This window comes from Pseudomonas sp. 34 E 7 (assembly GCF_900005715.1).
GTDB lineage: Bacteria > Pseudomonadota > Gammaproteobacteria > Pseudomonadales > Pseudomonadaceae > Aquipseudomonas > Aquipseudomonas orientalis_A.
In genome coordinates this window covers 1-24,017 of sequence record NZ_CVTX01000185.1, presented here as the reverse complement: position 1 = coordinate 24,017, position 24,017 = coordinate 1, and the positions used below count along the sequence as shown (strand labels likewise).

At 61.7% G+C, this 24,017-nt stretch carries 21 protein-coding genes; 10 read left to right on the top strand and 11 right to left on the bottom strand.

Annotated elements, in window-relative coordinates; all coding sequences use genetic code 11:
* Window positions 1–105: 105 nt before the first annotated feature.
* The 4 genes from lepB to lptF form a co-directional block, all read right to left on the bottom strand.
* Window positions 106–960 (bottom strand): signal peptidase I, encoded by an 855-nt coding sequence (gene lepB / locus BFP96_RS24830; protein WP_065894847.1) that lies wholly within the window; start codon window positions 958–960, stop codon window positions 106–108.
* A 5-nt stretch (window positions 961–965) separates the two neighbouring features.
* The gene (lepA, locus tag BFP96_RS24825) at window positions 966–2,765 is read right to left on the bottom strand and encodes a translation elongation factor 4 (protein WP_003210439.1); all 1,800 of its coding nucleotides are present in this window, start codon (window positions 2,763–2,765) and stop codon (window positions 966–968) included.
* 154 nt (window positions 2,766–2,919) lie between these two features.
* On the bottom strand, window positions 2,920–3,999 hold the full coding sequence (lptG, locus tag BFP96_RS24820) for an LPS export ABC transporter permease LptG (protein ID WP_065894846.1): 1,080 nt from the start codon (window positions 3,997–3,999) through the stop codon (window positions 2,920–2,922).
* A complete protein-coding gene (lptF, locus tag BFP96_RS24815) occupies window positions 3,992–5,110 on the bottom strand; it encodes an LPS export ABC transporter permease LptF (protein ID WP_065894845.1) in 1,119 nt (372 codons plus the stop codon). Before lptF ends, lptG begins: the two co-directional genes overlap by 8 nt.
* A gap of 285 nt (window positions 5,111–5,395) precedes the next feature.
* Between lptF and BFP96_RS24810 the strand changes: the two genes are divergently transcribed.
* The 5 genes from BFP96_RS24810 to rlmF all read left to right on the top strand — a co-directional run bounded on the left by BFP96_RS24810 (window position 5,396) and on the right by rlmF (window position 12,181).
* Window positions 5,396–6,883, top strand: coding sequence for a leucyl aminopeptidase (locus BFP96_RS24810; RefSeq protein WP_065894844.1), 1,488 nt, complete (start codon window positions 5,396–5,398; stop codon window positions 6,881–6,883).
* Between the two features lie 145 nt (window positions 6,884–7,028).
* Window positions 7,029–7,457: a DNA polymerase III subunit chi gene (locus tag BFP96_RS24805; protein WP_065894843.1), complete on the top strand. Its 429-nt coding sequence runs from the start codon at window positions 7,029–7,031 to the stop codon at window positions 7,455–7,457.
* 7 nt (window positions 7,458–7,464) lie between these two features.
* Window positions 7,465–7,839: a DNA polymerase III subunit chi gene (locus tag BFP96_RS24800; protein ID WP_065937199.1), complete on the top strand. Its 375-nt coding sequence runs from the start codon at window positions 7,465–7,467 to the stop codon at window positions 7,837–7,839.
* Window positions 7,840–8,050: 211 nt separating this feature from the next.
* Window positions 8,051–10,897 (top strand): valine--tRNA ligase, encoded by a 2,847-nt coding sequence (locus BFP96_RS24795; RefSeq protein WP_065937198.1) that lies wholly within the window; start codon window positions 8,051–8,053, stop codon window positions 10,895–10,897.
* 267 nt (window positions 10,898–11,164) lie between these two features.
* Window positions 11,165–12,181: a 23S rRNA (adenine(1618)-N(6))-methyltransferase RlmF gene (rlmF, locus tag BFP96_RS24790; RefSeq protein ID WP_065885923.1), complete on the top strand. Its 1,017-nt coding sequence runs from the start codon at window positions 11,165–11,167 to the stop codon at window positions 12,179–12,181.
* A gap of 180 nt (window positions 12,182–12,361) precedes the next feature.
* Here the strand turns inward: rlmF and BFP96_RS24785 are convergent, their stop codons facing one another.
* Window positions 12,362–12,643, bottom strand: coding sequence for an HU family DNA-binding protein (locus BFP96_RS24785; RefSeq protein ID WP_005785131.1), 282 nt, complete (start codon window positions 12,641–12,643; stop codon window positions 12,362–12,364).
* A 397-nt stretch (window positions 12,644–13,040) separates the two neighbouring features.
* Here BFP96_RS24785 and yejK point away from each other — a divergent pair, with 397 nt between their 5' ends.
* Both yejK and BFP96_RS24775 read left to right on the top strand, forming a co-directional pair.
* Window positions 13,041–14,045: a nucleoid-associated protein YejK gene (gene yejK, locus BFP96_RS24780; RefSeq protein WP_065885922.1), complete on the top strand. Its 1,005-nt coding sequence runs from the start codon at window positions 13,041–13,043 to the stop codon at window positions 14,043–14,045.
* The gene (locus BFP96_RS24775; protein WP_065937197.1) at window positions 14,045–14,395 is read left to right on the top strand and encodes a glutaredoxin family protein; all 351 of its coding nucleotides are present in this window, start codon (window positions 14,045–14,047) and stop codon (window positions 14,393–14,395) included. Before yejK ends, BFP96_RS24775 begins: the two co-directional genes overlap by 1 nt.
* A gap of 531 nt (window positions 14,396–14,926) precedes the next feature.
* Here the strand turns inward: BFP96_RS24775 and BFP96_RS24770 are convergent.
* From BFP96_RS24770 to BFP96_RS24750, 5 genes are read right to left on the bottom strand one after another with little or no spacing between them, the layout of a single operon-like run.
* The gene (locus BFP96_RS24770) at window positions 14,927–15,904 is read right to left on the bottom strand and encodes a FecR family protein (RefSeq protein WP_065937196.1); all 978 of its coding nucleotides are present in this window, start codon (window positions 15,902–15,904) and stop codon (window positions 14,927–14,929) included.
* Window positions 15,901–16,479, bottom strand: a complete 579-nt coding sequence (locus BFP96_RS24765) for an RNA polymerase sigma factor (RefSeq protein ID WP_065894839.1) — start codon at window positions 16,477–16,479, stop codon at window positions 15,901–15,903. Before BFP96_RS24765 ends, BFP96_RS24770 begins: the two co-directional genes overlap by 4 nt.
* 5 nt (window positions 16,480–16,484) lie before the next feature.
* On the bottom strand, window positions 16,485–16,811 hold the full coding sequence (locus BFP96_RS24760) for a DUF3325 domain-containing protein (protein WP_065937195.1): 327 nt from the start codon (window positions 16,809–16,811) through the stop codon (window positions 16,485–16,487).
* A complete protein-coding gene (locus tag BFP96_RS24755; RefSeq protein WP_065894837.1) occupies window positions 16,812–18,386 on the bottom strand; it encodes a PepSY-associated TM helix domain-containing protein in 1,575 nt (524 codons plus the stop codon).
* On the bottom strand, window positions 18,383–18,685 hold the full coding sequence (locus BFP96_RS24750; RefSeq protein ID WP_065894836.1) for a DUF3649 domain-containing protein: 303 nt from the start codon (window positions 18,683–18,685) through the stop codon (window positions 18,383–18,385). The genes BFP96_RS24755 and BFP96_RS24750 overlap by 4 nt, the downstream gene beginning before the upstream one ends.
* A 170-nt stretch (window positions 18,686–18,855) precedes the next feature.
* Between BFP96_RS24750 and BFP96_RS24745 the strand changes: the two genes are divergently transcribed.
* The 3 genes from BFP96_RS24745 to fecA all read left to right on the top strand — a co-directional run bounded on the left by BFP96_RS24745 (window position 18,856) and on the right by fecA (window position 22,709).
* Entirely contained in the window at window positions 18,856–19,344 is a 489-nt protein-coding gene (locus tag BFP96_RS24745; RefSeq protein ID WP_065894835.1) for a sigma-70 family RNA polymerase sigma factor, read from the top strand.
* A complete protein-coding gene (locus tag BFP96_RS24740; RefSeq protein WP_065894834.1) occupies window positions 19,341–20,282 on the top strand; it encodes a FecR domain-containing protein in 942 nt (313 codons plus the stop codon). Before BFP96_RS24745 ends, BFP96_RS24740 begins: the two co-directional genes overlap by 4 nt.
* A gap of 90 nt (window positions 20,283–20,372) precedes the next feature.
* A complete protein-coding gene (fecA, locus tag BFP96_RS24735) occupies window positions 20,373–22,709 on the top strand; it encodes a TonB-dependent Fe(3+) dicitrate receptor FecA (protein WP_065937194.1) in 2,337 nt (778 codons plus the stop codon).
* Window positions 22,710–23,283: 574 nt separating this feature from the next.
* Here fecA and BFP96_RS24730 read toward each other — a convergent pair.
* The coding region (locus BFP96_RS24730; RefSeq protein ID WP_065937193.1) for a LysR substrate-binding domain-containing protein at window positions 23,284–24,017 on the bottom strand (734 nt) is incomplete at its 5' end.

Here is a 24,017-nt window from a genome sequence, read left to right as displayed (position 1 = left end):
ACGATTGACGCAGTGTTCAAATTCACATCCTGATGGGTACCGGGCATTGGAAAATGTCCAAGCCCCAGAAAAGCATTCGGCGCTGTGATCACAGCGCCGCCTGTATTACTTGATCAGCCCGACCCGCGAGAAGTTCGGCAGGTGGCTGAGCTTGGGTTCCGGCCAGCTCATCCAGACCGCGAAGGCTTTGCCGACGATATTCTCGTCGGGCACCATGCCCAGCAGGTCCTTGGGAATAGTGGGGTCATCCCAGTAGCGACTGTCGTTGGAGTTGTCGCGGTTGTCGCCCATCATGAAATAGTGCCCGGCAGGCACTTTCCACTGGCCATCGGGCATCGCGCGGTAGCGGCTCATTTCCTTGCGGATCTGGTGCTCTACCGCACCGAGTTTTTCCTGGTACAGCTCGGCGCTGCCCAACGTGTTCGGCTCGGCGCCCAAGAGTTTTTCGGCCACCGACTCACCGTTGATGAACAGGCGCTTGTCGCTGGTGTAGCGGATCACGTCGCCCGGCAGGCCGACCACACGCTTGATGTAGTTGACGTTCGGGTCGCTCGGGTAGCGGAACACCATCACATCACCGCGCTGCGGGTCACCGACCTCAATCACCTTCTTGTCGATCACCGGCAAGCGGATCCCGTAGGAAAACTTGTTCACCAGGATGAAGTCGCCGACGTCCAGGGTAGGTTTCATCGACCCCGAAGGGATCTGAAACGGCTCCACCAGGAACGAACGCAGCACCAGCACGATGAACAATACCGGGAAGAACGATTTGCCGTATTCAACCAGCAAAGGCTCTTTGTTGAGCTTCTCGACCACCACGGCATCAGGCTGGCTGACGCTGCCCTGATAGGACGCGATAGCCGCCCGCCGACGCGGGGCGAAGAACACCAGATCGAGCAACGCCAGGAAACCACAGACGGCAACGGCGATGACCAGCAACAGCGGGAAATTTAGCGACATAGGACCTAACTATCCAACCTGAGCACCGCAAGGAAGGCTTCTTGTGGAATTTCCACATTGCCCACTTGCTTCATGCGTTTTTTACCGGCCTTTTGCTTCTCAAGCAGCTTGCGCTTACGGCTGACGTCGCCACCGTAGCATTTGGCCAGTACGTTCTTTCTGAGTGCCTTGACGGAGGTCCGCGCAATGATCTGCCCGCCAATGGCGGCCTGGATCGCAACGTCGAACATCTGACGCGGAATCAGTTCTTTCATCTTCTCGGTCAACTGGCGACCTTTGTAGTGCGCATTGTCCTTGTGCACGATCAATGCCAGGGCATCAACCTTGTCGCCGTTGATCAATACATCCAGCTTCACCAGATTAGCCGACTGGTAACGGTCGAAATGGTAGTCCAGCGAAGCATAGCCGCGACTGGTGGATTTGAGACGGTCGAAGAAGTCCAGGACCACTTCGTTCATCGGCAAATCGTAGGTCACCTGCACCTGGGTACCGAGGAACAGCATGTCGTGCTGCACGCCACGCTTTTCGATACAGAGGGTGATGACGTTGCCCAGGTGCTCCTGCGGCACCAGGATATTGGCGCGCACGATCGGTTCACGCATGTCTTCGATGGAAGACAGGTCTGGAAGCTTGGAGGGGTTGTCGACGTAAATCGTTTCACCGGTTTTCAGCGCCAGCTCGAAAATAACCGTTGGCGCGGTGGTGATCAGGTCCAGGTCGTATTCGCGCTCCAGGCGCTCCTGGATGATCTCCATGTGCAGCATGCCGAGGAACCCGCAACGGAAACCGAAGCCCAGGGCGTCGGAGCTTTCCGGGGTGTACTGCAACGACGAGTCGTTGAGGGTCAGCTTTTGCAGGGCTTCGCGGAAGTCTTCGAAGTCGTCGGAGCTGACCGGGAACAGGCCGGCATAGACCTGCGGCTGAATGCGCTTGAAGCCTGGCAGCACGTCGACATCGGGCGTTGAGCTCAGGGTCAGGGTGTCACCGACCGGCGCACCGTGGATGTCCTTGATACCGGCGATGATGAAGCCTACTTCGCCGGCTTTCAGATCAGTGGTGGCAGTGTGCTTGGGGTTGAACACGCCGACGCTGTCCACCAGGTGGATCTTGCCGGTGGACTTGACCAGGATCTTGTCGCCCTTCTTCACGCGGCCATGGCGCACGCGCACCAGGGAGACAACGCCCAGGTAGTTGTCGAACCAGGAGTCGATGATCAACGCTTGCAGCGGATCTTCGTAGTTGCCGGTCGGCGCGGGGATGGTCTTGACCAGGCGCTCGAGCACTTCATCGACGCCCAGGCCGGTCTTGGCGCTGCACTCGACGGCGTCGGTGGCGTCAATGCCGATGATTTTTTCGATTTCTTCCTTGACGCGGTCCGGATCGGCCTGTGGCAGGTCGATCTTGTTCAGCACCGGCATCACTTCCAGGCCCTGCTCGATGGCGGTGTAGCAGTTGGCCACGGACTGGGCTTCAACGCCCTGCCCCGCGTCCACCACCAGCAGCGCGCCTTCGCAAGCGGCCAGGGAACGGCTGACTTCATAGGTGAAGTCGACGTGGCCCGGGGTGTCAATGAAGTTGAGCTGGTACTTGATACCGTCTTTGGCGGTGTAGTACAGGGTAACGCTGTGGGCCTTGATGGTGATCCCGCGCTCGCGTTCGAGGTCCATGGAGTCCAGGACCTGGGCTTCCATTTCACGCTCGGCAAGGCCGCCGCACATCTGGATGAATCGATCGGCCAGCGTCGACTTACCATGGTCAATGTGGGCGATGATGGAGAAATTGCGGATATGACTCAAATCACTCACGGATCAACACTCAAAAAGGCTGCAGGCAGATTGCCCGCTGAAAAATAGCCGGGAATTGTACCTGATGCTCGGGCCAGACGTCATCTTTGCTGACGAACACAAAAAAGCCCCGTTTCCACGGGGCCCAATGTTGCAGGAGCGAGCTTGCTCGCAATCAGCCGGCTCGACGCAGCAACCAGAACCCGGCCACGGCGCAGATAAACGTCGGTACCAGCACCGCGAATAACGGCGAAAACCCGAATACCAGGCTCGACGGCCCCAGCAAGTCCTGGGCGATGCGGAACGTGAAGCCCACCAGCACCCCGGTGAATACCCGCTGGCCGAGGGTCACCGAACGCAACGGGCCGAAGATAAAGGAGATCGCCATCAGCACCAGCGCCGCGGTGACCACCGGTTGCAATACCTTGACCCAGAACGCCAGCCAGTAGCGGCCATTGTTCAGGCCCTGGTCCTTGAGGTAGTGGATATAACTCCAGAGACCCGAGATCGGCAGGGTTTCCGGAACCATGATCACCGTATTGAGCAGCTCCGGCTTCAGCGCGATATCCCATGTCTGGGTGGGTTCATTGACCACTTCGGTGCTGGCATTGAACCCCTGGCCCACATTATGGAACAGCGTGGTGGTGACCTCACTCAGTTGCCATTGCGCGCCATCGTATTGCGCGCGCTTGGCGAAGCTGGAGCTGAGCATGTGCCGCTCTTTGTCAAACGTGTAGCGTGTGACCCCGATCAACAAGCCGCCGGGCTGCACGGCGTTGATGTGGATGAACTGATCGCCCTGGCGGTGCCACAGGCCGTGCTTGGCACTCTGCGCATCGCCCGAACCCTGGGCCAGGGCGCGATTGGCCTGGGCAGTGGCTTCGGACGGTGGCGCGACGTATTCGCCGATCAGCACGCTGCACGCCATCAGCAGCAGCATCGGCTTCATGACCGCCCAGACGATACGCCCGATAGACACGCCCGCCGCGCGCATGATGGTCAATTCGCTGTTGCTGGCCAGGGTGCCCAGGCCGATCAGGCAGCCGATCAGGCCGGCCATCGGCATCATGTCGTAGAGCCGACGCGGCGCGGTCAGCGCCACGAAGCTCAGTACGTCCATGACGGTATAGGTATCGGTAACGTTGCCCACTTCATCGATGAAGGCGAACAGCGAGGCCAGGCCCAGGATGATGCCCAATACCGCCAGGATGGCGATCAGTACGCTGCTACCAATGTAGCGATCGAGCTTAGCCACGAGCCAACTCCTTCAGGCCACGACGGCTCTTCATTTTCAAACGGATAGGCTCCCAGTAGAGCAGCCCCAGGCCGATCACCAGGAAAATCCCGTGCACCCACCACAAGCCCAGGGCAGGCGGCAACTTGCCCTTTTCCAGGGAGCCACGGGCGGAAATCAGGATGGTCAGGTAAGCCATGTACAAAAGGATCGCCGGCAGCAGCTTGAGGAATCGGCCCTGGCGCGGGTTGACGCGCGACAGCGGCACCGCCATCAAGGTCACGATAAACACCAGCAGCGGCAGGGACAGGCGCCATTGCAGCTCGGCGATGGAGCGCAGTTCCTGGCTGCCGAACAGCGAGGCGGTGGGCAGCGCGTCGCGGTCGGTGACTTCGTCGCTGATATCGGGCTTGGGCAGCATCACGCCGTAGGTGTCGTATTTGATCACGCGGTAATCGGCCAGGCCCGGGCTGCCATCGTAGCGATAGCCGTTGTCCAGGATCAGGTAGCGGCTGCCGTCGGGGCGCACTTCCTGGCGGCCGCCGTCGGCCACCAGGATCGAGATGCCACGGTCTTTCTGGTCCTTGCCGAGGTTTTTCTGGGAAATGAACACGCCGCTCAGGTTGGAACGGTCTTCGGTCATTTCTTCGGTGTAGGTCACGCGCGTGCCGTCGTTGAGTGCCTGGAAACGCCCGGGTTCGAGGGTGTCGAACTCGGTCATCGCGTCCTGCTTGTTCAGCAGCAGCTGGAACTGCATCGCACCTTGAGGCGCGAGGCTCAGGCTCAACCAGGCCACTACCAGGGCAACGCCGGCGGCCGGCACCATGGTCATCGCCAGCAGACGCTGCTGGCTCATACCGGTGGCGGACAGCACGGTCATCTCGCTTTCGAGATAAAGCCGGCCATATGCCAGCAGAATGCCAAGGAACAGGCCGAGCGGCAGGATCAGTTGCAAAAAGCCAGGCAGGCGAAAGCCCATGATCAGGAACAGCGAGCCCGGATCCAGGGCGCCGGAGGCAGCCTGCGCAAGGAATTTGACGAAACGACCACTCATGATGATGACCAGCAATACCGCACTCACGGCACTCAGGGTCAACAGGACTTCGCGGGATAGATAACGGAAGACGATCAAACCAGACACTCCAGGGTTGTCAGGCTAAGGCGGCCAAACAAGCAAGCATACCGAGTCGACCCGTTTATCACGGGTCGGCTAAAAAGATGGCGCATTATCCTGTGATTGACCGCGCCTGTCACTGCGCAACCTCATGCGCATGCACAAAGCGTGCTTCGAGGGTTGTCAGGCTTCGCCTGCGAGGTTCAAACTGCGGCCTTTGTCGCTGGCGGCTTACAAGGCTGCCGCGCTTTTAAAGCCTGGGTAAAAACGCCAGGCTCACCGACCTTTATAAGGGACCCGAAAATGGAATTGGTTGTAAAAAGCGTTAGCCCCGAAACGTTGAAAACCGCCACCCTCGTGGTCGCTGTTGGCGAAGGCCGCACACTCGGCGTTGCCGCCAAGCAACTGGATGAACTGAGCGGCGGCGCCATCAGCGCCGTGCTCAAGCGCGGCGACCTGGCCGGCAAAGTCGGCCAGAGCCTGCTGCTGCACAGCCTGCCGAACCTCAAGGCCGAGCGCGTGTTGCTGGTGGGCGTTGGCAGTGACGCCGAACTGGGCGACCGTCCGTTTCGCAAGATCATCAGCGCCATCCTCACCACGCTTAAAGGCCTGGGCGGCAGCGACGCGGCACTGGCACTCGACGAAATCGTCATCAAGGGCCGTGACAGCTACGGCAAGACCCGCCTGCTGGCCGAAAGCCTGGTGGACGGCGGCTACGTCTTCGACCAGTTCAAGAGCCAGAAAGCCGACCCCCGTGCCCTGAAGAAAATCACCCTGCTGACCATCAAGGCCGCCCAGGCTGAAGTCGAGCGCGCCGTGACCCACGCCACTGCGATCGCCAAGGGCATGTCGTTCACCCGTGACCTGGGCAACCTGCCGCCGAACATCTGCCACCCCACCTACCTGGGCGAACAGGCCAAGGCGCTGGGCAAGGAGTTCAAGGGCCTCAAGGTTGAAGTGCTGGACGAGAAGAAGATCAAGGAACTGGGCATGGGCTCGTTCTATGCCGTAGGCCAGGGCAGCGACCAGCCGCCCCGCCTGATCGTGATGCAATACAACGGCGGCAAGAAGTCCGAGAAGCCTTACGCCCTGGTGGGCAAAGGCATCACCTTCGACACCGGCGGCATCAGCCTCAAGCCGGGCGCCGGCATGGACGAGATGAAGTACGACATGGGCGGCGCCGCCAGCGTGTTCGGCACCCTGCGTGCCGTGCTGGAACTCAAGCTGCCGATCAACCTGGTGTGTATCCTGGCCTGCGCCGAGAACATGCCGAGCGGCGGTGCTGCCCGCCCAGGCGATATCGTCACGACCATGAGCGGCCAGACCGTGGAAATCCTCAACACCGACGCCGAAGGCCGCCTGGTGCTGTGCGACGCGCTGACCTACGCCGAACGCTTCAAGCCGCAGGCGGTGATCGACATCGCCACCCTGACCGGCGCCTGCGTGGTTGCCCTGGGCGCCCACACCTCGGGCCTGCTGGGCAACAACGACGAGCTGATCGAGCAACTGCTCAGCGCCGGCAAGGCTGCCGACGACCGCGCCTGGCAGCTGCCGCTGTTCGATGAGTACCAGGAGCAACTGGACAGCCCGTTCGCCGACATCGCCAACATCGGCGGCCCGAAAGCCGGCACCATCACCGCCGCCTGCTTCCTGTCGCGGTTCACCAAGAACTTGAACTGGGCGCACCTGGACATTGCCGGCACCGCATGGGCCAGCGGCAAGGACAAGGGCGCCACTGGTCGTCCAGTACCGCTGCTGACCCAGTACCTGCTCGATCGCGCCAAAGCCTAAGCGCCACCGGCCCTTCTGTAGGAGCGAGCTTGCTCGCGAAGATCGCCAACGATAACGCGCCCATCCCGGATGAACGCGGTGTCCTCTGGTTTTTCGCGAGCGAGCTCGCTCCTACAGGACTGGCGGGCCAGCACCAGGAACCGCAATGACCCAAGTCGACTTCTATATATTGCCCAGCGCCGACCCATCCGCGCGCCTGGACTTTGCCTGCAAGCTCACCGAAAAGGCCTGGCGCATGGGCCATCGCATTTACCTGCATTGCAGCGATGCCGCCCAACGCGAGGACCTCGATGCCCGCCTGTGGCGCTTCAAGGGCGAAAGCTTCGTACCCCACGGCCCCGCCGAATCGGAACCTGACGGCGTGGTAGTGCTGGGTTTGGGCGACAGTTGCGGCGACCACCATGACCTGCTGGTCAACCTTGACCTGAAAGTACCGGCCTTTGCCAAGGCCTTCGCCCGTGTGGCGGAAGTGGTGGTGGAAGACCCGGCTATTCGTCAGGCCGCGCGGGAGAGTTTCCGTTTCTACCGCGAACAGGGCTATCCTCTGCAGGACCACCGGCTACAACGACTTTGAGCACATGATGGACACGCCCAATCCGCTGAAAAAAGACGACCACCTGCTGGACGACCTCGAGTCGATCCGCCAGCTGCTGGGTGATGATGGCTTGCAACCGCCGCTGTTGACCGAAACGGCCGATGGCGAGATACAGATTCCGCTGTTGTTCGACATGGTCGGCAACAAGTCTGCTGCGCCGGAGCCAGTAATTGCAGAACCCGCCCCCGCTGCGGAAAAGGCCCCCGACGCCCTGCTGCTGCACCTGGACAACGAACTGCGCGCCGCCGCGCAATTGATCATGCAGGATGTGATCGATGATTTTTCGCCGCATATTGAAGCCGAGATCAAACGGCGAATGGATGCGCGGATGGAACGGTTGCTGAGCCAGTACCAGTCTTAAGCCACACCGAGATCCCCTGTGGGAGGGGGCTTGCCCCCGATAGCGGTGAGTCAGCAGTCTATTTGAAGCTGACACACTGCCATCGGGGGCAAGCCCCCTCCCACATTTGGTTGCATACACCTTAAGCCCTGTCTTCGCCTCGCCCTGCGCTCTATCCCCCGTTATACTTGCCGGCTTTCCTGAATAAATGCCAACTAGGGTCCCGCCGCGCATGGATAAGACCTACCAGCCCCACGCTATCGAAACTTCCTGGTACAACACCTGGGAGTCCGAAAACTATTTCGCCCCACAAGGTGCGGGCGACTCGTACACCATCATGATTCCGCCACCGAACGTCACTGGCAGCCTGCACATGGGCCATGGCTTCAACAATGCGATCATGGATGCGTTGATCCGTTTCCGCCGCATGCAGGGTCGCGACACCCTGTGGCAACCGGGTACCGACCACGCCGGTATCGCCACCCAGATGCTGGTGGAACGCCAACTCGAAGCCACCGGCCAGAGCCGTCACGACCTGGGCCGCGAGAAATTCCTCGAGAAAATCTGGGAATGGAAAGACCAGTCCGGCGGCAATATCAGCCGTCAGATCCGTCGCCTGGGTTCGTCCGTGGACTGGAGCCGCGAGCGCTTCACCATGGACGACGGCCTCTCGGAAGCGGTGAAGGAAGCCTTTGTGCGCCTGCATGAAGACGGCCTGATCTACCGTGGCAAGCGTCTGGTCAACTGGGACACCAAGTTGCACACAGCGATTTCCGACCTCGAGGTGGAAAACCACGACGAGAAAGGCTTCCTGTGGAACCTCAAGTATCCGCTGGCTGACGGCGCCAAGACCGCCGAGGGCAACGACTACCTGATCGTCGCCACCACCCGTCCGGAAACCATGCTCGGCGACGCCGCCGTTGCGGTTAACCCGAACGATCAGCGCTATCAGGCGCTAATCGGCAAGTTCGTCGAGCTGCCACTGGTCGGTCGCCGCATCCCGATCATCGCCGACGACTACTGCGACCCTGAATTCGGCACCGGCTGCGTGAAAATCACCCCGGCCCACGATTTCAACGACTACGAAGTCGGCAAGCGCCACAACCTGCCGCTGCTGAACATCTTCGACAAGAATGCCGCCGTGTTGCCGGCCTGCCAGGTGTTCAACCTGGACGGCACGCTGAATGACAGCATCGACGGCAAGATCCCGGCCGAATACGCAGGTCTTGACCGCTTCGAAGCGCGCAAGCAGATCGTTGCCGCTTTCGACGCTGCCGGTTTGCTGGTGAGCGTTGACGACCACGGCCTGAAAGTGCCGAAGGGCGACCGCTCCGGCACCGTGATCGAGCCGTGGCTGACCGACCAGTGGTACGTGTCCACCAAGCCGCTGGCCGAGCCTGCGATTGCTGCCGTGGAAGACGGCCGCATCCAGTTCGTGCCTAAACAATATGAAAACATGTACTTCTCGTGGATGCGCGACATCCAGGACTGGTGCATCAGCCGTCAGCTGTGGTGGGGCCACCGTATTCCGGCTTGGTACGACGAATCGGGCAAGGTGTATGTAGGCCGCGACGAAGCCGAAGTGCGCGCCAAGCACAACCTCGGTGCCGACATCGCCCTGCAACAGGACAACGACGTACTGGACACCTGGTTCAGCTCGGGCCTGTGGACCTTCTCGACGTTGGGTTGGCCGCAGCAGACCGAATTCCTGAAGAAATTCCACTCCACCGACGTGCTGGTCACCGGCTTCGACATTATTTTCTTCTGGGTTGCCCGGATGATCATGCTCACCATGCATTTGGTGAAGAACGAAGACGGCACCCCGCAGGTACCGTTCAAGACCGTGTACGTGCACGGCCTGGTTCGCGATGGCCAGGGCCAGAAAATGTCCAAGTCCAAGGGCAACGTCCTGGACCCGCTGGACATCATCGACGGCATCGACCTGGAAACCCTGGTGCAGAAACGCACCTCGGGCCTGATGCAGCCCAAACTGGCGAAAAAGATCGAGAAGCAGACCCGCGACGAGTTCGCCGACGGCATCGCCAGCTACGGCACCGACGCCCTGCGCTTCACCTTCTGCTCGCTGGCCTCCACCGGTCGCGACATCAAGTTCGACATGGGCCGCGTTGAAGGCTATCGCAACTTCTGCAACAAGATCTGGAACGCCGCGCGCTACGTGCTGGATAAAGGCGAAGACTGCGGCCAGAACGGCGAAGCCTTCGAACTGAGCCTGGCCGACCGCTGGATCATTTCGCAGTTGCAGCGCACCGAAGCCGAAGTGACCCGCCAGCTCGACCAGTTCCGTTTCGACCTGGCCGCCCAGGCCCTGTACGAGTTTATCTGGAACCAGTATTGCGACTGGTACCTGGAACTGTCCAAGCCGGTGCTGTGGGACGAAAACGCGCCGATCGAACGCCAGCGCGGCACCCGTCGCACCCTGGTGCGCGTACTGGAAGTGGCGCTGCGCCTGGCGCACCCGTTCATGCCGTTCATCACCGAAGAAATCTGGCAGCGCCTGGCGCCGCTGGCCGGTGTCGAAGGCAAGACGATCATGCTGCAGCCCTGGCCGGTGGCCAATGAAGCCCGTATCGATGAGGCCGCCGAAAGCGATATCGAATGGCTCAAGACCCTGATGCTCGGCACGCGCAACATCCGCGCCGAGATGAACATCGGTCCGGGCAAGCCGCTGGCCGTGTTCGTCAAGAACGCCAGTGCCGAAGACCAGCGTCGCCTCAGCGAAAACGATGCGCTGCTCAAGAAGCTGGCCAAGCTGGAGTCCATCACCGTATTGGCCGATGGCGCCGAAGCACCGCTGTCGGCCACTGCGCTGGTCGGTGATATGGAAGTGCTGGTGCCGATGGCCGGCCTGATCGACAAGGGCGCGGAACTGGCCCGTCTCGACAAGGAAATCGCGCGCCTGCAAGGCGAAGTGCAACGCGTGGGCGGCAAGCTGTCCAACGCGGCATTCGTCGACAAGGCGCCGGCGGAAGTGATCGAGAAAGAACGCGCCAAGTTGGCCGAGGCTGAACAGGCCTTGGGCAAGTTGGCGGAGCAACATGCGCGGATTTCCAGCCTGTAAGGCTTGAGTCGCGTAAAAAAGAGACCTTCGGGTCTCTTTTTTTTGGCTGGAGCTCCTGCGCACGCGGTCAATGTGGCTGTCTGTAGGAGCGAGCTTGCTCGCGAAAAACGTCAACGATAACGCGTATTTTCTGAATAAACGCGGTGCCTGGGAGTTCTTCGCGAGCAAGCTCGCTCCTACAAAGGGCTAGCCCCCTCCCACATTTGAACGAGTTGGGCTCAGGATGTGTGACAATGGCCGCCACTTTGAGCCAACACCAGAATCAACATGACCGCCCCCAGCACACCCAAACCACCGCGCAAGAAGCCTAAAACCGCCGCCACGGCCAAACCCGTCGCGCCACGCAAAGAGGCTACCCTGCACCCGCGCAACCGCCACACAGGCCGTTACGACTTCCAGGCGTTGATCAAGACCACGCCGGAACTGGCGCAATTCGTGATCATCAATCCCTATGGCAAAGAGAGCATCGACTTCGCCAGCCCGGATGCGGTGCGGGTGTTCAACCGAGCGTTGCTCAAGTCGTTCTATGGCATCCAGCATTGGGACATCCCGGCCGATTACCTGTGCCCGCCGGTGCCCGGGCGCGCCGACTACGTGCACTTCCTTGCCGACCTGCTGGCCAGCGTCAACGACGGCAAGATTCCGCGCGGTTCCATCGTCAAGGTGCTGGATATCGGCATGGGCGCCAACTGCGTCTACCCGCTGATTGGCTACATGGAGTACCGCTGGAACTTCCTCGGCTCGGAGGTCGACCCTATCGCCGTGGCGGCTGCCAAGGCCATCGTGCAGTCCAACGACTTGAGCAAAGTCATCGAGTTGCGCCAGCAACCCAACCCCAAGCACATCCTGCTGGGCCTGCTGGAGCCTGCCGAACGCTTTGACCTGACCATGTGCAACCCGCCGTTCCACGCGTCCATGGACGAAGCGACCAAAGGCAGCGAGCGCAAGTGGCGTGCACTGGGCAAAGCCGACCCCAAGCGCAAGTTGCCGGTGCTGAACTTCGGCGGCCAATCGGCCGAACTGTGGTGTGAGGGCGGCGAAGCGCGTTTCGTGACGCAATTGATCGCCGAAAGCGCGCATTTTGCCCACAAGGTGCTGTGGTTCAGCACACTGGTGTCAAAAGCGTCAAACCTGCCCGCGATCGAGACGGCGTTGAAAAAGGCCGGCGTGCTGGAAAGCCAGGTGGTGGAAATGTCTCAGGGGCAAAAGCAGAGCCGCTTCGTCGCCTGGACCTTCCAGACCAAGAACGAACAGCAGATCTGGCGCCAGCGCTGGGTGCGCTGACGCCCACCTGTAGGAGCGAGCTTGCTCGCGAAAAACGCCAAGGCGCCGCGTTCAACCAGGACGGGCGCGTTATCGTTAACGTCTTTCGCGAGCAAGCTCGCTCCTACCGTTGCAAACAAAATCGCAGGCAACAAAAAACCGTGCCCGGATCACTCCGGAGCACGGTTTTTTTACGGCGTCTTACTTGTTAACAGCGTCGGTCAGGCCTTTGGCCACAACCAGCTTGATAACTTTCTTGGCAGCGATTTCGATGGCAGCGCCAGTCGAAGGGTTACGGCCGGTACGGGCAGGACGCTCGGTCACTTTCAGCTTGCCGATACCTGGCAGAGTGATTTCGCCGCCGTTTTCCAGCTGATCGGCAACGATCTGGCCCAGTTGGTCCAGCGCTGCGCGCGCGGTGGTTTTCGGCGCGTCGATAGCTTCAGCGATATCAGCGATCAGTTGGTCTTTAGTCAAAGCCATTGTGGTGTTCCTTCCCTATCAAATTCATATGGATTGCAGAGTGCAGTGTCAGCCGTCGAGCCCGACCGTGTCGGCCTGGCGCCCCGGCTATAACCTTTGGAGAACGGGGTTATAGATGCTTGAAACGGGGATTGGTTCGACCTGACAAATGCTGAATGCACGCTTAACGCCGAGACTTGGCGTAAGACGGGGCAAAACTAGCACAGAGACGGGGAAATATCCGCCTCAACATACCCATTTGGTCAGCTTTATCGCTCTAAAGCGTGAAAAAACCCCATATGCACGGTGGGAGAACATCCAAACCGCCCCTCCAGGCGCGTCTTGACCAACGGGTGCGGTACACTGGGCAACTTTTTGCGGGAGGCTCAACGCTCCCCTTCAACCAGCCGAGAAGCCTATGCCGATCCGTCATTGCATCGTCCACCTGATCGACAAAAAACCCGACGGCACACCCGCAGTTCTGCATGCCCGTGATTCGGAGCTGTCCGAGTCGGCCGCCATCGAGAACATGCTTGCCGACCTCAACGAGAGCTACAACGCCAAACAGGGAAAGGCCTGGGGTTTCTTCCATGCCGAGTCCGGCGCGCACCCGTTCAGCGGCTGGTTGAAGGAATACTTTGACGGTGGTCAGGATTTCACCACCTTCAGCCGTACCGCAGTGGAACATCTGCAGAAGCTGATGGAGGAGTCCAACCTGTCGACCGGCGGTCACGTGCTGTTCGCCCACTACCAGCAAGGCATGACCGACTACCTGGCCATCGCCCTGCTGCACCACAGCGAAGGCGTGGCGGTGACCGACGAGCTGGACGTGACGCCCTCACGTCACCTGGACCTGGGCCAGCTGCACCTGGCCGCGCGGATCAACGTGTCCGAGTGGCAGAACAACAAGCAGTCCAAACAGTACATCTCGTTTATCAAGGGCAAGAACGGCAAGAAGGTCTCGGAATACTTCCGCGACTTTATCGGCTGCCAGGAAGGCGTCGACGGCCCGGGCGAAACCCGCACCCTGCTCAAGGCGTTCAGTGACTTCGTTGAAAGCGAGGACCTGCCGGACGAGTCGGCGCGCGAGAAAACCAAGACCCTGGTGGACTACGCCAGCAGCCAGGCCAAGCTCGGCGAGCCGATGGGCCTGGAAGAACTGTCCGGTCTGATCGATGAAGAGCGGCCTAAAGCGTTCTACGACCATATTCGCAACAAGGACTATGGCCTGTCGCCGGAAATTCCTGCCGACAAACGCACCCTCAACCAGTTCCGCCGCTTCACCGGCCGCGCCGAAGGCTTGTCCATCAGCTTTGAAGCGCACCTGCTGGGCGACAAGATTGAATACGACGAAGCCGCCGGCACCTTGATCATCAAGGGCCTGCCGACCCAACTGACCGACCAGCTCAAGCGCCGTAACTGATGCTTGGCGGGGTCTTGAAGAAAGTCCTGCTGGTGTTGCTGGTGGTGGTGGTGATTCAGAACTGGGGCAAGGTCGAGCGGCTGTTCAACCCGTCGCAGGTGGTGTCCGAGCAGGTACGCAGCTCGGCGCGTGTGGTGCTTTACGCCACCGAGTGGTGTGGCTACTGCAAGCAGATCCGGCGCTTTCTGGACCAGAAGGGTGTTCCTTACCAGGCTTTCGATATCGAGAAGGATGCCCAGGCGCGTAAGGCGTATGAAGCGCTGGGTGGCGGCGGGATTCCGTTTGTGGATGTCAATGGCACGTTGATTCGCGACTACAACCCGGATGCCATCATGGCTGCCCTGAAATAACCCGGTCCTCGAAAACACCGCAGATCAAATGTGGGAGGGGGCTTGCCCCCGATGGCGGCCTCAGGGCCGATCAGGATGTTGGATCAGATCGCGTACATATCCGTTTCTGCGGTAACGGCCACTTAGGGTTCCGCCCTGACGGCGGGTCACTTTGGAAAAGCCCCAAAGTAACCAAAGGGCTCTTGCCCCACCACTCGGCACCTCGCTTAGGCTCGGTGTGCCCTCTCTCCGGCTTGAATCCGTGGGCCGCCGCCACGCGCCATCCATGGCGCGGGGCGGCTAACCCGGCGTCCTGCCGGGTTACCCACGGATTCAAGCCTGCGTTCGGCCAGCGTGGTTTAACGGGGCGCCTAGGATCAAAAGCAGAGCAAGATCAAGAGCGGCTCGCTTCGCATCGTGGTTACGTTTGGGGGTTACAGAGTGGTGTAGATACCTATCCTCGATAGCAGTGTGTCAGTCAGCCTATCTGTAGCTGATACACCGCAATCGGTGGCAGGCCGTTGATCGTGCGAGTTGAACGGCCCCGTGCGCCTAGCGCAACACAATCACCCGCCCCAGCAGCGTGTGTTGCTCGAAGCCGAGGACCGCTTGCAAGGCCTTCAACACGGCGACAGGGTCGTCGCTCGGAAAGCTGCCGCTGACGCGCCTGGCGCCCATCTCGGCATTGAGCAGGAGGATGCGGCCCGGGTAGTAACGTTTGAGGTCCCCGATCACCTCGGCCAGCGGCGCCTTGTAGTAGTTGAGCCAACCGTCGCGCCAGGCCAGGCGTGATTCGCTGTCCACCGAGTGCAGCGGCTCGGCTACACCGTCGGCGTAGGCCACTTGCTGGCCTGCCGTCAGAATTTGCTGCGGTGCCTGTGCGGACGGCGTTACGCCAACCCGGCCCGACAGCACGGTCACCTGGGCCCCTGCCGGTTGCAGGCGCACTTCGAACTGTGTGCCCAGCACCCGCGTTTCTCCAGCGCCCGCCTCGACCACGAAGGGCTGGCCGGTGTGGACAACGCGGAAAAAACCGGCCCCGCGACGTAATTGGATATGGCGCTCGCCGTGACTGAAATCCACCGCAATCGCGCTGTCGGCGTCGAGGGTGACGCGGGACTGATCGGCCAGGGTGACGGTCCTCACCTGCCCTGGCGCCGTCACGTAATCGGCGCCCAGGTCATCGACCCAACGCGACGGCTGCCAACCGGCGCCCATCGACACCATCAACAACAAACAGGCCGCCATGGCCAGGGCGCCGGCCCCACGCACCAGGCGCGAGCGCCCGGAACGGCGCATCGCATCGAGGTAACCCTGCAAGGCCTGTGCGTCTTCGTCGGCCAGGGTGCGTGCCGGCACCTCGCTCAACTCCCACAGCACCTGGGCCTGGGCGTAGGCTTCGATATGGGCGGGGTCGGCGCGCAGCCATCGGCTGAAGGAGGCTTGATCGCCGCTGCCGGGCTGGTCGTGCAGCCGGCTCAGCCAGTCGAGCGCGGCCTGTTCCTGGGCGGGCGTGGGTGTGACGTTCACGATGCGTTCCCTGGCGTACGTGGGACTGACGGTTCGCGCAGGCTCGCCTTGCACGCGTGCAGGGCCCGCATCATGTGTTTTTCCACGGCGCTTTGGGACAGGCCCATGGCCTTGGCGATCTCTGCGTATTTGCGCCCGTGAATGCGGTTGAGCAGGAAAATCTGCCGGGTGCGCTCGGGCAGGCTGCGCAAGGCGGCTTCGACATGCCGCAGGTCATTGCCCGCTTCGAGGGCCGCCTGGGGTTCGCAGCCCTGGTTGTCCTGCTGCTCCGGCAACCAACCCTCGCTGCTGCGCACGCGGGCGCCTTCGCTGCGCAAATGGTCGATGGCGATATTGCCGGCGCAGCGCAGCAGGTAGGTGCTGAGTTCTTCGACCTGCACCAGCGGGCGGCGCCAGAAGCGCAGGAACAGGTCCTGCACCAGATCAGCCGCCGTGGCGCGGCAACCGACACGGCGGCTGACCAAGGCCTCCATCTGTGAACGCTGGGACAGGAACACCTGCAGGAAATGCGCACGCCCCCCGGCCGCGTCCGGGTGCGCGCTGTCCTGTTGCTTGGGCGGCGGGCTGATCATCATGGGCCTCAGAAAAGGCCAAACGCCGCGACCGGGCTGGCCAGCACGCCGACGCCCGCGAGGATCAGGGCCAGCCGTGGCCGGTACGGCAACAGCAGCACCAAAAGCAGGGCGCTGAGCATGAGCACCGCGCACCACTCCACCAGGCCCTGACCCCAACCGGTGACGGCCACCGCCGGCCAGATCGACAGGGTCAGCAGCAACCAGCCGAGCGCACGCAAGCCCAGGCGCCGTGCAGGCGTGGGTTTGCTGCGCAGCAACTCGCCGTGATGACGATCGGTGGCCAGGCACAGCGCGGTAAACCCGACGTAGCACAGCAGCAGCGCGAGCAACATTCAGCCGGCCTCCTGCTTGAACGCCAATGCACGCGCGTGCTCTGCCTTGGGCTGCAACGCGGCGCGACGCTGCATCTTCCAGGCGGCCCATCCCAGGAACAGGCCGCTGGCCAGGCATGTCAGGTCGAAGCCGGCCATGGCCCAGTCGCGGCTCATCAGCGAAGTGCCCAAGTGATACGGCGTAGTCAGGGCATTAATCAACGGGATGGCCACAAACAGCAGCGCGCCCAGGCTCAACTGCTCGACCCAGCCCTGGCGACCGCGCCGCAACGCGGCATGCACCAGGCTCAGGCCCCAGGCGATAAAGAAGCTCTGCACTTCCCAGTCGGAACGTTCGGCCATACTCACCGGCAGCAGTCGATTGGCCCAGAAAAACGTCGCTATGGCGATCATCAGCCCCGACATGCTGGCGATGTTCAGCACCTCCACCAACCGCAGTTCAAAGGGCATCACACCGGTTTTGGCGTGCTTGAGCTGACGCTTGCCCAGCCATATCACAAGGCCTGTGCCGATCATCGCCGTGCCTGCCAAGCCGCAGATGAAATACAACCACCGCAGCACCGGGCCGGCGAAATGGCCCATGTGCAAGCCGTAGAAACTGCCACCGATGACCGACGGCAAGGACGGTTCACCACTGACCCGCAGCAACTCGCCCGTGGTGCCGTTGAAGGAAACGGTGCTGCCAAAATCTTGCACCACGCTGTCGGAGCCGGCGCGAAATACATTCACCGAGGCGTTGACGTCGCTCGGGTTATTCACCGCCAGGCGCCCGACATGCCCCCCCGCCCACTGTTGCTGCGCCTGCTGGTACATCGGCCACAACGGCAGCAACGTACCCGGCTGGCCGAGTGCCGGGGCATTATCGGAACTGGGAAACACTTCATTGAAGAAGGCACGGCTGTCATTGCCATAGGAGGCCACGATCGGCGCCGGCATGACCATGCTCATGAAAATCACCAGGCTGCTATAGGTGATCATCAGGTGAAACGGCAGCACCAGCACGCCCACCGCGTTGTGCCCGTCCAGCCAGGAGCGCTGGCCCTTGCGCGGGCGGAAGGTGAAGAAGTCCTTGAAGATTTTCTTGTGGGTAATGATGCCGGTGATCAGCGCGACAAACATCACCATGGCGGCGAGGGTCGACAGCCAGCGGCCCCATGGGTAAGGCATCTGCAGTTGGAAGTGGAAGCGGTAGAAGAATTCACCGCCCATGCTTTCGCGGGCCTGCACCGCTTGGCCGCTGACCGGGTCGAGGACTTTCTGGATGAAGTTGCCGCGCTTGCCGGGGTCGACCTTGTCTTGCCACATCACCGACAGGCCGGGGTCGCGGCTATTGGGCAAGGTAATGAACCAGCGCGCGGCCGTGGGCGCCTGTTGCTGCAGGTAGTCTTGCGCTACGGCGAGGCTGCGCGCGTCGTCCATCGGATGGGCCTGGACTTCGGGCTGCATCCAGTGGGTTATTTCATCCTTGAAATAGGCCAGGGTGCCGGTCAGGAAAATCGCAAACAGCAGCCAGCCGAAAATCAATCCGGCCCAGGTGTGCAGCCAGGCCATGGCTTGGCGAAAACCCTCTTTCATGTGCGCACCACCCAGAACCCAATGCCCGCCAGGGTCGCGAGCAGGGCGCTGGGCAGCATCACCCCGGCCCACGCACGCCACGCGGTGCGGCAGGCGAAACACCAGAGCACCGCCAGCAGGTAGAACACGAATGAACTCATCATGCCGACAATCACCGCGTCGGCGCGCGTCGTCGGCAGCCACAGCGCAAGGCAGATCGCGGCCAGCGAGGCCGTCAGATAACCGCCGACCACAGCCGCCAGTACGCGCGACGTGACGGCGAGGCGATAAGAGGCGGGCAGTGAGGTTTTGCTTTTCATGCGGCAGGCGCCAAGTTCATCAGCGCGCAATATTAATGATAAATATTCTCATAAGCAAAAGAGAACGGATGAATCACCTGCTCGGGTCGATTGCCGAACCGTGTTTGCGGCCCTACAATGCGAACAATTCTTGTTCTCTAAAGCATGCCGATGCTGATGGAGTGATCACGTTGCCGCCGTCCAACACCGTCGAAGTTCTGTACAACGACCATCACCACTGGCTCACCGGCTGGTTGCGACGCAAGCTCGGCTGCCCGCAAAGCGCCGCCGACCTGGCGCACGATACCTTCATCCGCGTGCTCAGCGCGCGGGAAGCGCCCACGCTGATCGAACCGCGCGCCTTTCTCACCACGGTCGCCAAACGCGTACTGTTCAACTACTACCGTCGCCAGGACCTGGAACGCGCCTACCTCGACGCCCTGGCGCAAATGCCGGAGCACGTCGCGCCGTCGGAAGAAGACCGTGCAATCATCCTGCAAACCCTGGTGGAACTGGACCAACTGCTCGACGGCCTGCCGGTGCAGGTCAAACGCGCGTTCCTGCTGGCCCAGCTCGATGGCCTGACCTACGCGCAGATCGGCGCGCAATTGGGCATTTCCATTGCCACGGTCAAGCGCCACCTGCATAAAGCCGCCCTGCGCTGCTACTTCGCCCTATGAATGTCTCGACCCAGGTTGCCGAACAGGCCGTGCACTGGTTGCTGCAAATGCAGCAAGGCGCGCTCGACCCGCGCCAGCAGGCGGCCTGGCAGCAATGGCTGGAGGCGCATAGCGAACATCAGCGTGCGTGGGACCAGATCCAGCGCGTCAACCAACGCCTGCGTGGCCTGCCCTCGCCGCTGGCGCACGCGGCGTTGAATGCACCGACCTCCACCAGCCGGCGCCAGGCGCTGAAGCTGCTGTTGATCCTCGGCGCCGGTTCGGCGGCAGCCTGGAGCCTGCGCCAGCAACACATTTTGCCGCCGTTGACGGCGGACTACCGCAGCCCTGTCGGCCAGCGTCGCCGCGTGCAACTGGCCGACGGCAGCCAGTTGCAGCTCAACACCGGCAGTGCGGTGGATGTGCATTTCGATGGCCACCAGCGCCTGATCCGCCTGCTTGAAGGTGAAATCCTGCTGACCGCCCGCGCAGGTGCCACGCCGCTGCGCGTGCTGACCGGCCAGGGCTTGCTCAGCAGCCAGGCGGCGCGCTTGAACGTGCGGCAGTTCAATGACCATACCCAATTGGCGGTGCTCGATGGCCGTGTCGACGTGATGCCCAACCACTACAGCGGCCTGCCGCTGAGGGTGGACGCCGCGCACCAGGTCAATTACACCCGCAAGGGCTGGGACAGTCCGCGCGCTATCGACGCCAACAGCGGCGCCTGGGCTGACGGCATGCTGGTGGCCGCGCATATGCGCCTGGAAGACTTCCTCGGCGAACTCGGGCGCTATCGCCGGGGCCAGCTCAACTGCGACCCGCAGGTGGCAAACCTGCTGCTGTCCGGCAGTTATCCGCTGGATGACAGCGAACGCATTCTCGATCTGCTGGAAGTCAGCCTGCCGGTCAAAGTGCGACGCTTTACCCGCTACTGGGTGACGGTGCAGGCGCGTGCGTGAAGTTTTTTGAAAACCGCTGAGCCGTTTTCCCTACTTCGCGTGACAGAGAAGGAAAGCCCCCTTGATCCTTCCTTCTCAGGACCACCCTTCATGCCCCTGCAACCGACGCTTCTTGCCCGTACCCTGCGCCAACTCCTGCTCGGCGCCAGCCTCAGCCTGGCCGCGCTGCCCCCGGCGATGGCGGTCGACACCAAGGCCTATCACATCGCGCCGACGAGTCTGGAAGCGGCCCTGAACCAGTTCGGCCGTGAAGCCGGGGTGCTGGTGTCCTTCGGTTCCGAGGTCACCGCCGGTCGGCAAAGCCCTGGTTTGACGGGCAACTACAGCACTGCCGAAGGCCTGGATAAACTGTTGGAAGGCAGTGGCCTGCAAGCCCGCGCCGAGGGTGACAACGCCTACAGCCTGCAACCGGCCGGCGCCCCGGCCACCCTCGAGTTGCAAACCTCCAACGTGATCGGCGACTGGCTCGGTGACGCGGCGCAGACCAACGTGTTCGAGCATCCCGGCGCCCGTGACGTCATCCGCCGTGACGAATTCGAACGCCAGGGCGCAACCCAGGCCCGCGACGTGCTCAACCGCATCCCCGGCGTCAATGCCCCGGACAACAACGGCACCGGCAGCCATGACATGGCACTGAACTTCGGCATTCGCGGGCTCAACCCACGGCTGGCATCACGCTCCACGGTGTTGATGGACGGCATTCCCGTGCCCTTCGCCCCCTATGGCCAGCCGCAACTTTCATTTGCACCGATCAGCATGGGCAACATGGACGCGGTGGACGTGGTGCGCGGCGGCGGCGCGGTGCGCTACGGCCCGCAGAACGTCGGTGGCATCGTCAACTTCGTGACCCGCGCGATTCCGGATGCGCCCACCGTCAAAGGCGGCCTGCAGACCGAAACCAGCCCGTCCTCCAGCCACGACGGCTTCAAGACCACCGGCAACCTGCTGGCCGGCGGCACCGCCGACAATGGCCTGGGCGGCGCACTCCTGTACTCCGGCACCCGTGGCGGCGACTGGCGTGAAAACAGCGACACGCGCATCGATGACCTGATCCTCAAGGGTAAATACCAGCTGGATGACGCCAACAGCTTCAACGCCATGGCGCAGTACTACGACGGCGAGGCCGATATGCCTGGGGGCTTGAACGTCAAGGACTACAAGGCCGACCCGTACCAGTCGACCCGCCCCTACGACAAGTTCTGGGGCCGGCGCACGATGTTCAACGTCGGCTACCGCTACGAGCAGGATCGCCGTGAATTCACGGTCAACAGTTTCTTCACCAAAACCCTGCGCAGCGGTTACCTCGATCAAGGCAACTTCCTCTCGCTGTCCCCCCGCGAGTATTGGGTACGCGGCCTGGAAACCCGCTTCGCCCAAGGCTTCGACCTCGGCCCCACCAGCCACGAAGTCGGCGTCGGCTACCGCTACATCAACGAAGCCGGCCACGAGTTGCGCTACCGCACGCCGATTGCCGCCAATCAGCAACTGCCGACCACCGACAGCCGTAACGACCGCGACACCCGTGGCGGCACCGAAGCCAATGCGTTCTTCATCGACGACCGTATCGATATCGGCAAGTGGACCCTCACGCCGGGCATCCGCTACGAAATGATCGAGTCCCAACAGACCAACAACCTGAGCAACGTCAAATACAAAGGCGACTACAACACCGCGCTGCCGGCGTTGAACGTGCTCTATCACCTCACCGACGACTGGAACCTCTACGCCAACACTGAAGGCTCGTTCGGCAGCGTGCAGTACAGCCAGATGCCCAACCGCGTGAACAGCGGCGAAGTGAAGCCGGAAAAAGCCCGCACCTGGGAGCTCGGCACACGCTATGACAACGGCAGCCTGCGCGCGGAAATCGGTGCGTTCCTGATCAATTTCGACAACCAGTACGACAGCAACCAGACCAACGACACCGTGATCGCCCGCGGTGAAACGCGGCACCAGGGCATCGAGTCGAGCATCAACTACGCCCTCGACGGCGTGAGCCCGGCGCTGGCCGGCTTCGATGTGTACGCCAGCTATGCGTATGTCGACGCGACCATCCGTGAAGACGGCCCGAACAAAGGCAATCGCGTGCCCTTCTCGTCCAAACACAAAGGCACCCTCGGCGTGGGGTACACCGAAGGCCCGTGGAAGCTCAACCTGGACAGCAGCTACCAGAGCAGCCAGTTCGCCGACAACGCCAACACCCAGGCCGAAAGCGCCGACGGCGCCAACGGACGCATCCCCGGCTACATGCTGTTCAGCAGCCGCGCAGCGTATGACTTCGGCCCGCAGCTGTCGGACTTGAACGTCGCAGTCGGGGTGAAGAACATCTTCAACAAGCAGTACTACACGCGCTCGTTCGACGATAACAACAAGGGCAAATACGTGGGCGAGCCGCGCACGGTGTATGTGCAGACGTCTATCGCGTTCTGACTGGAATTTGCAGAACAAAACAGAACCAACTGTGGGAGGGGGCTTGCCCCCGATTGCGGTGGGTCAGCTACAGACAAGCTGACTGACACACTGTCATCGGGGGCAAGCCCCCTCCCACATTTGATCCTCAGTGTGTCCAGGATTCAGGTTCTAACTGCCCGCCAGGCAATACATGGGTGAGCCGTGCACGGTGTATGTGTATCGCGTTCTGATTGGAATCTGCAGAACAAAACAGAACCAACTGTGGGAGGGGGCTTGCCCCCGATTGCGGTGGGTCAGCTAAAAATATACTGACTGACACTCCGCCATCGGGGGCAAGCCCCCTCCCACATTTGATCCTCAGTGTTTTCAGGATTCGGGTTCTAACTGCCCGCCAGGCAATACGTGGGTGAGCCGTGCACGGTGTATGTGTATCGCGTTCTGATTGGAATCTGCAGAACAAAACAGAACCAACTGTGGGAGGGGGCTTGCCCCCGATTGCAGTAGGTCAGCTACAGATAAGCTGAATGACACACTGTCATCGGGGGCAAGCCCCCTCCCACATTTGATCCTCAGTGTGTTCAGGATTCGGGTTCTAACTGCCCGCCAGGCAACTTGGGGTGGCCGCGACCAGCGCATCAATGGCGCACCGTGTCTTGGCCGGCATGTGCGGCGCCGTCGGCCAGATCACATGGATGGGGGCCGGCTGCTCGCGATAGTCGGGCAGTACCGCCTCCAGTTGCCCGCGTAGCGCGTAGTGGGCAATCAACCAACTCGGTAACCAGGCCAGGCCCACGCCTGCAATCGTCGCATCGGCCACAGCCTGGAGGTCGTCCAACACCAGGGGCGTGACCAGCCGCGAGCGATGAACGTTATTGCTGCGGTAGGCAATGCCGCGATGAGCCGCCAACGCCTCGATACGTTCAATTCGCCCCCTGCGCTGCAGGTACGCCGGTGACGCCGCCAATCCCATGACCTGCTCCCCCAGACGCCGCGCACTCAGACGGTCGGTATCCGGCAACGGGCCGATACGCACGGCAATATCGAAGCCTTCCTGCGCCAGATCGATCATGCGGTCGGAGAAGCAAATGTCGATCTCAAGGTCCGGATAACGCTCCATCAAGCCCCACAGGGCAGGTGCGGCATAGTGGTGACCAAACGCCAGCGGCAAACTTGCGCGCAAGCGCCCGCGTGGCTGCTGACGGCCGCTTTCCAGCACGGACTCGGCGGCCTCCAGCTCAGCCAGCGCGCGCAGGCAATGCTCGTAGTAGGCCTGCCCATCCTCGGTCAGACGCTGGCGGCGCGTGGAGCGTTGCAACAGGCAGGTGC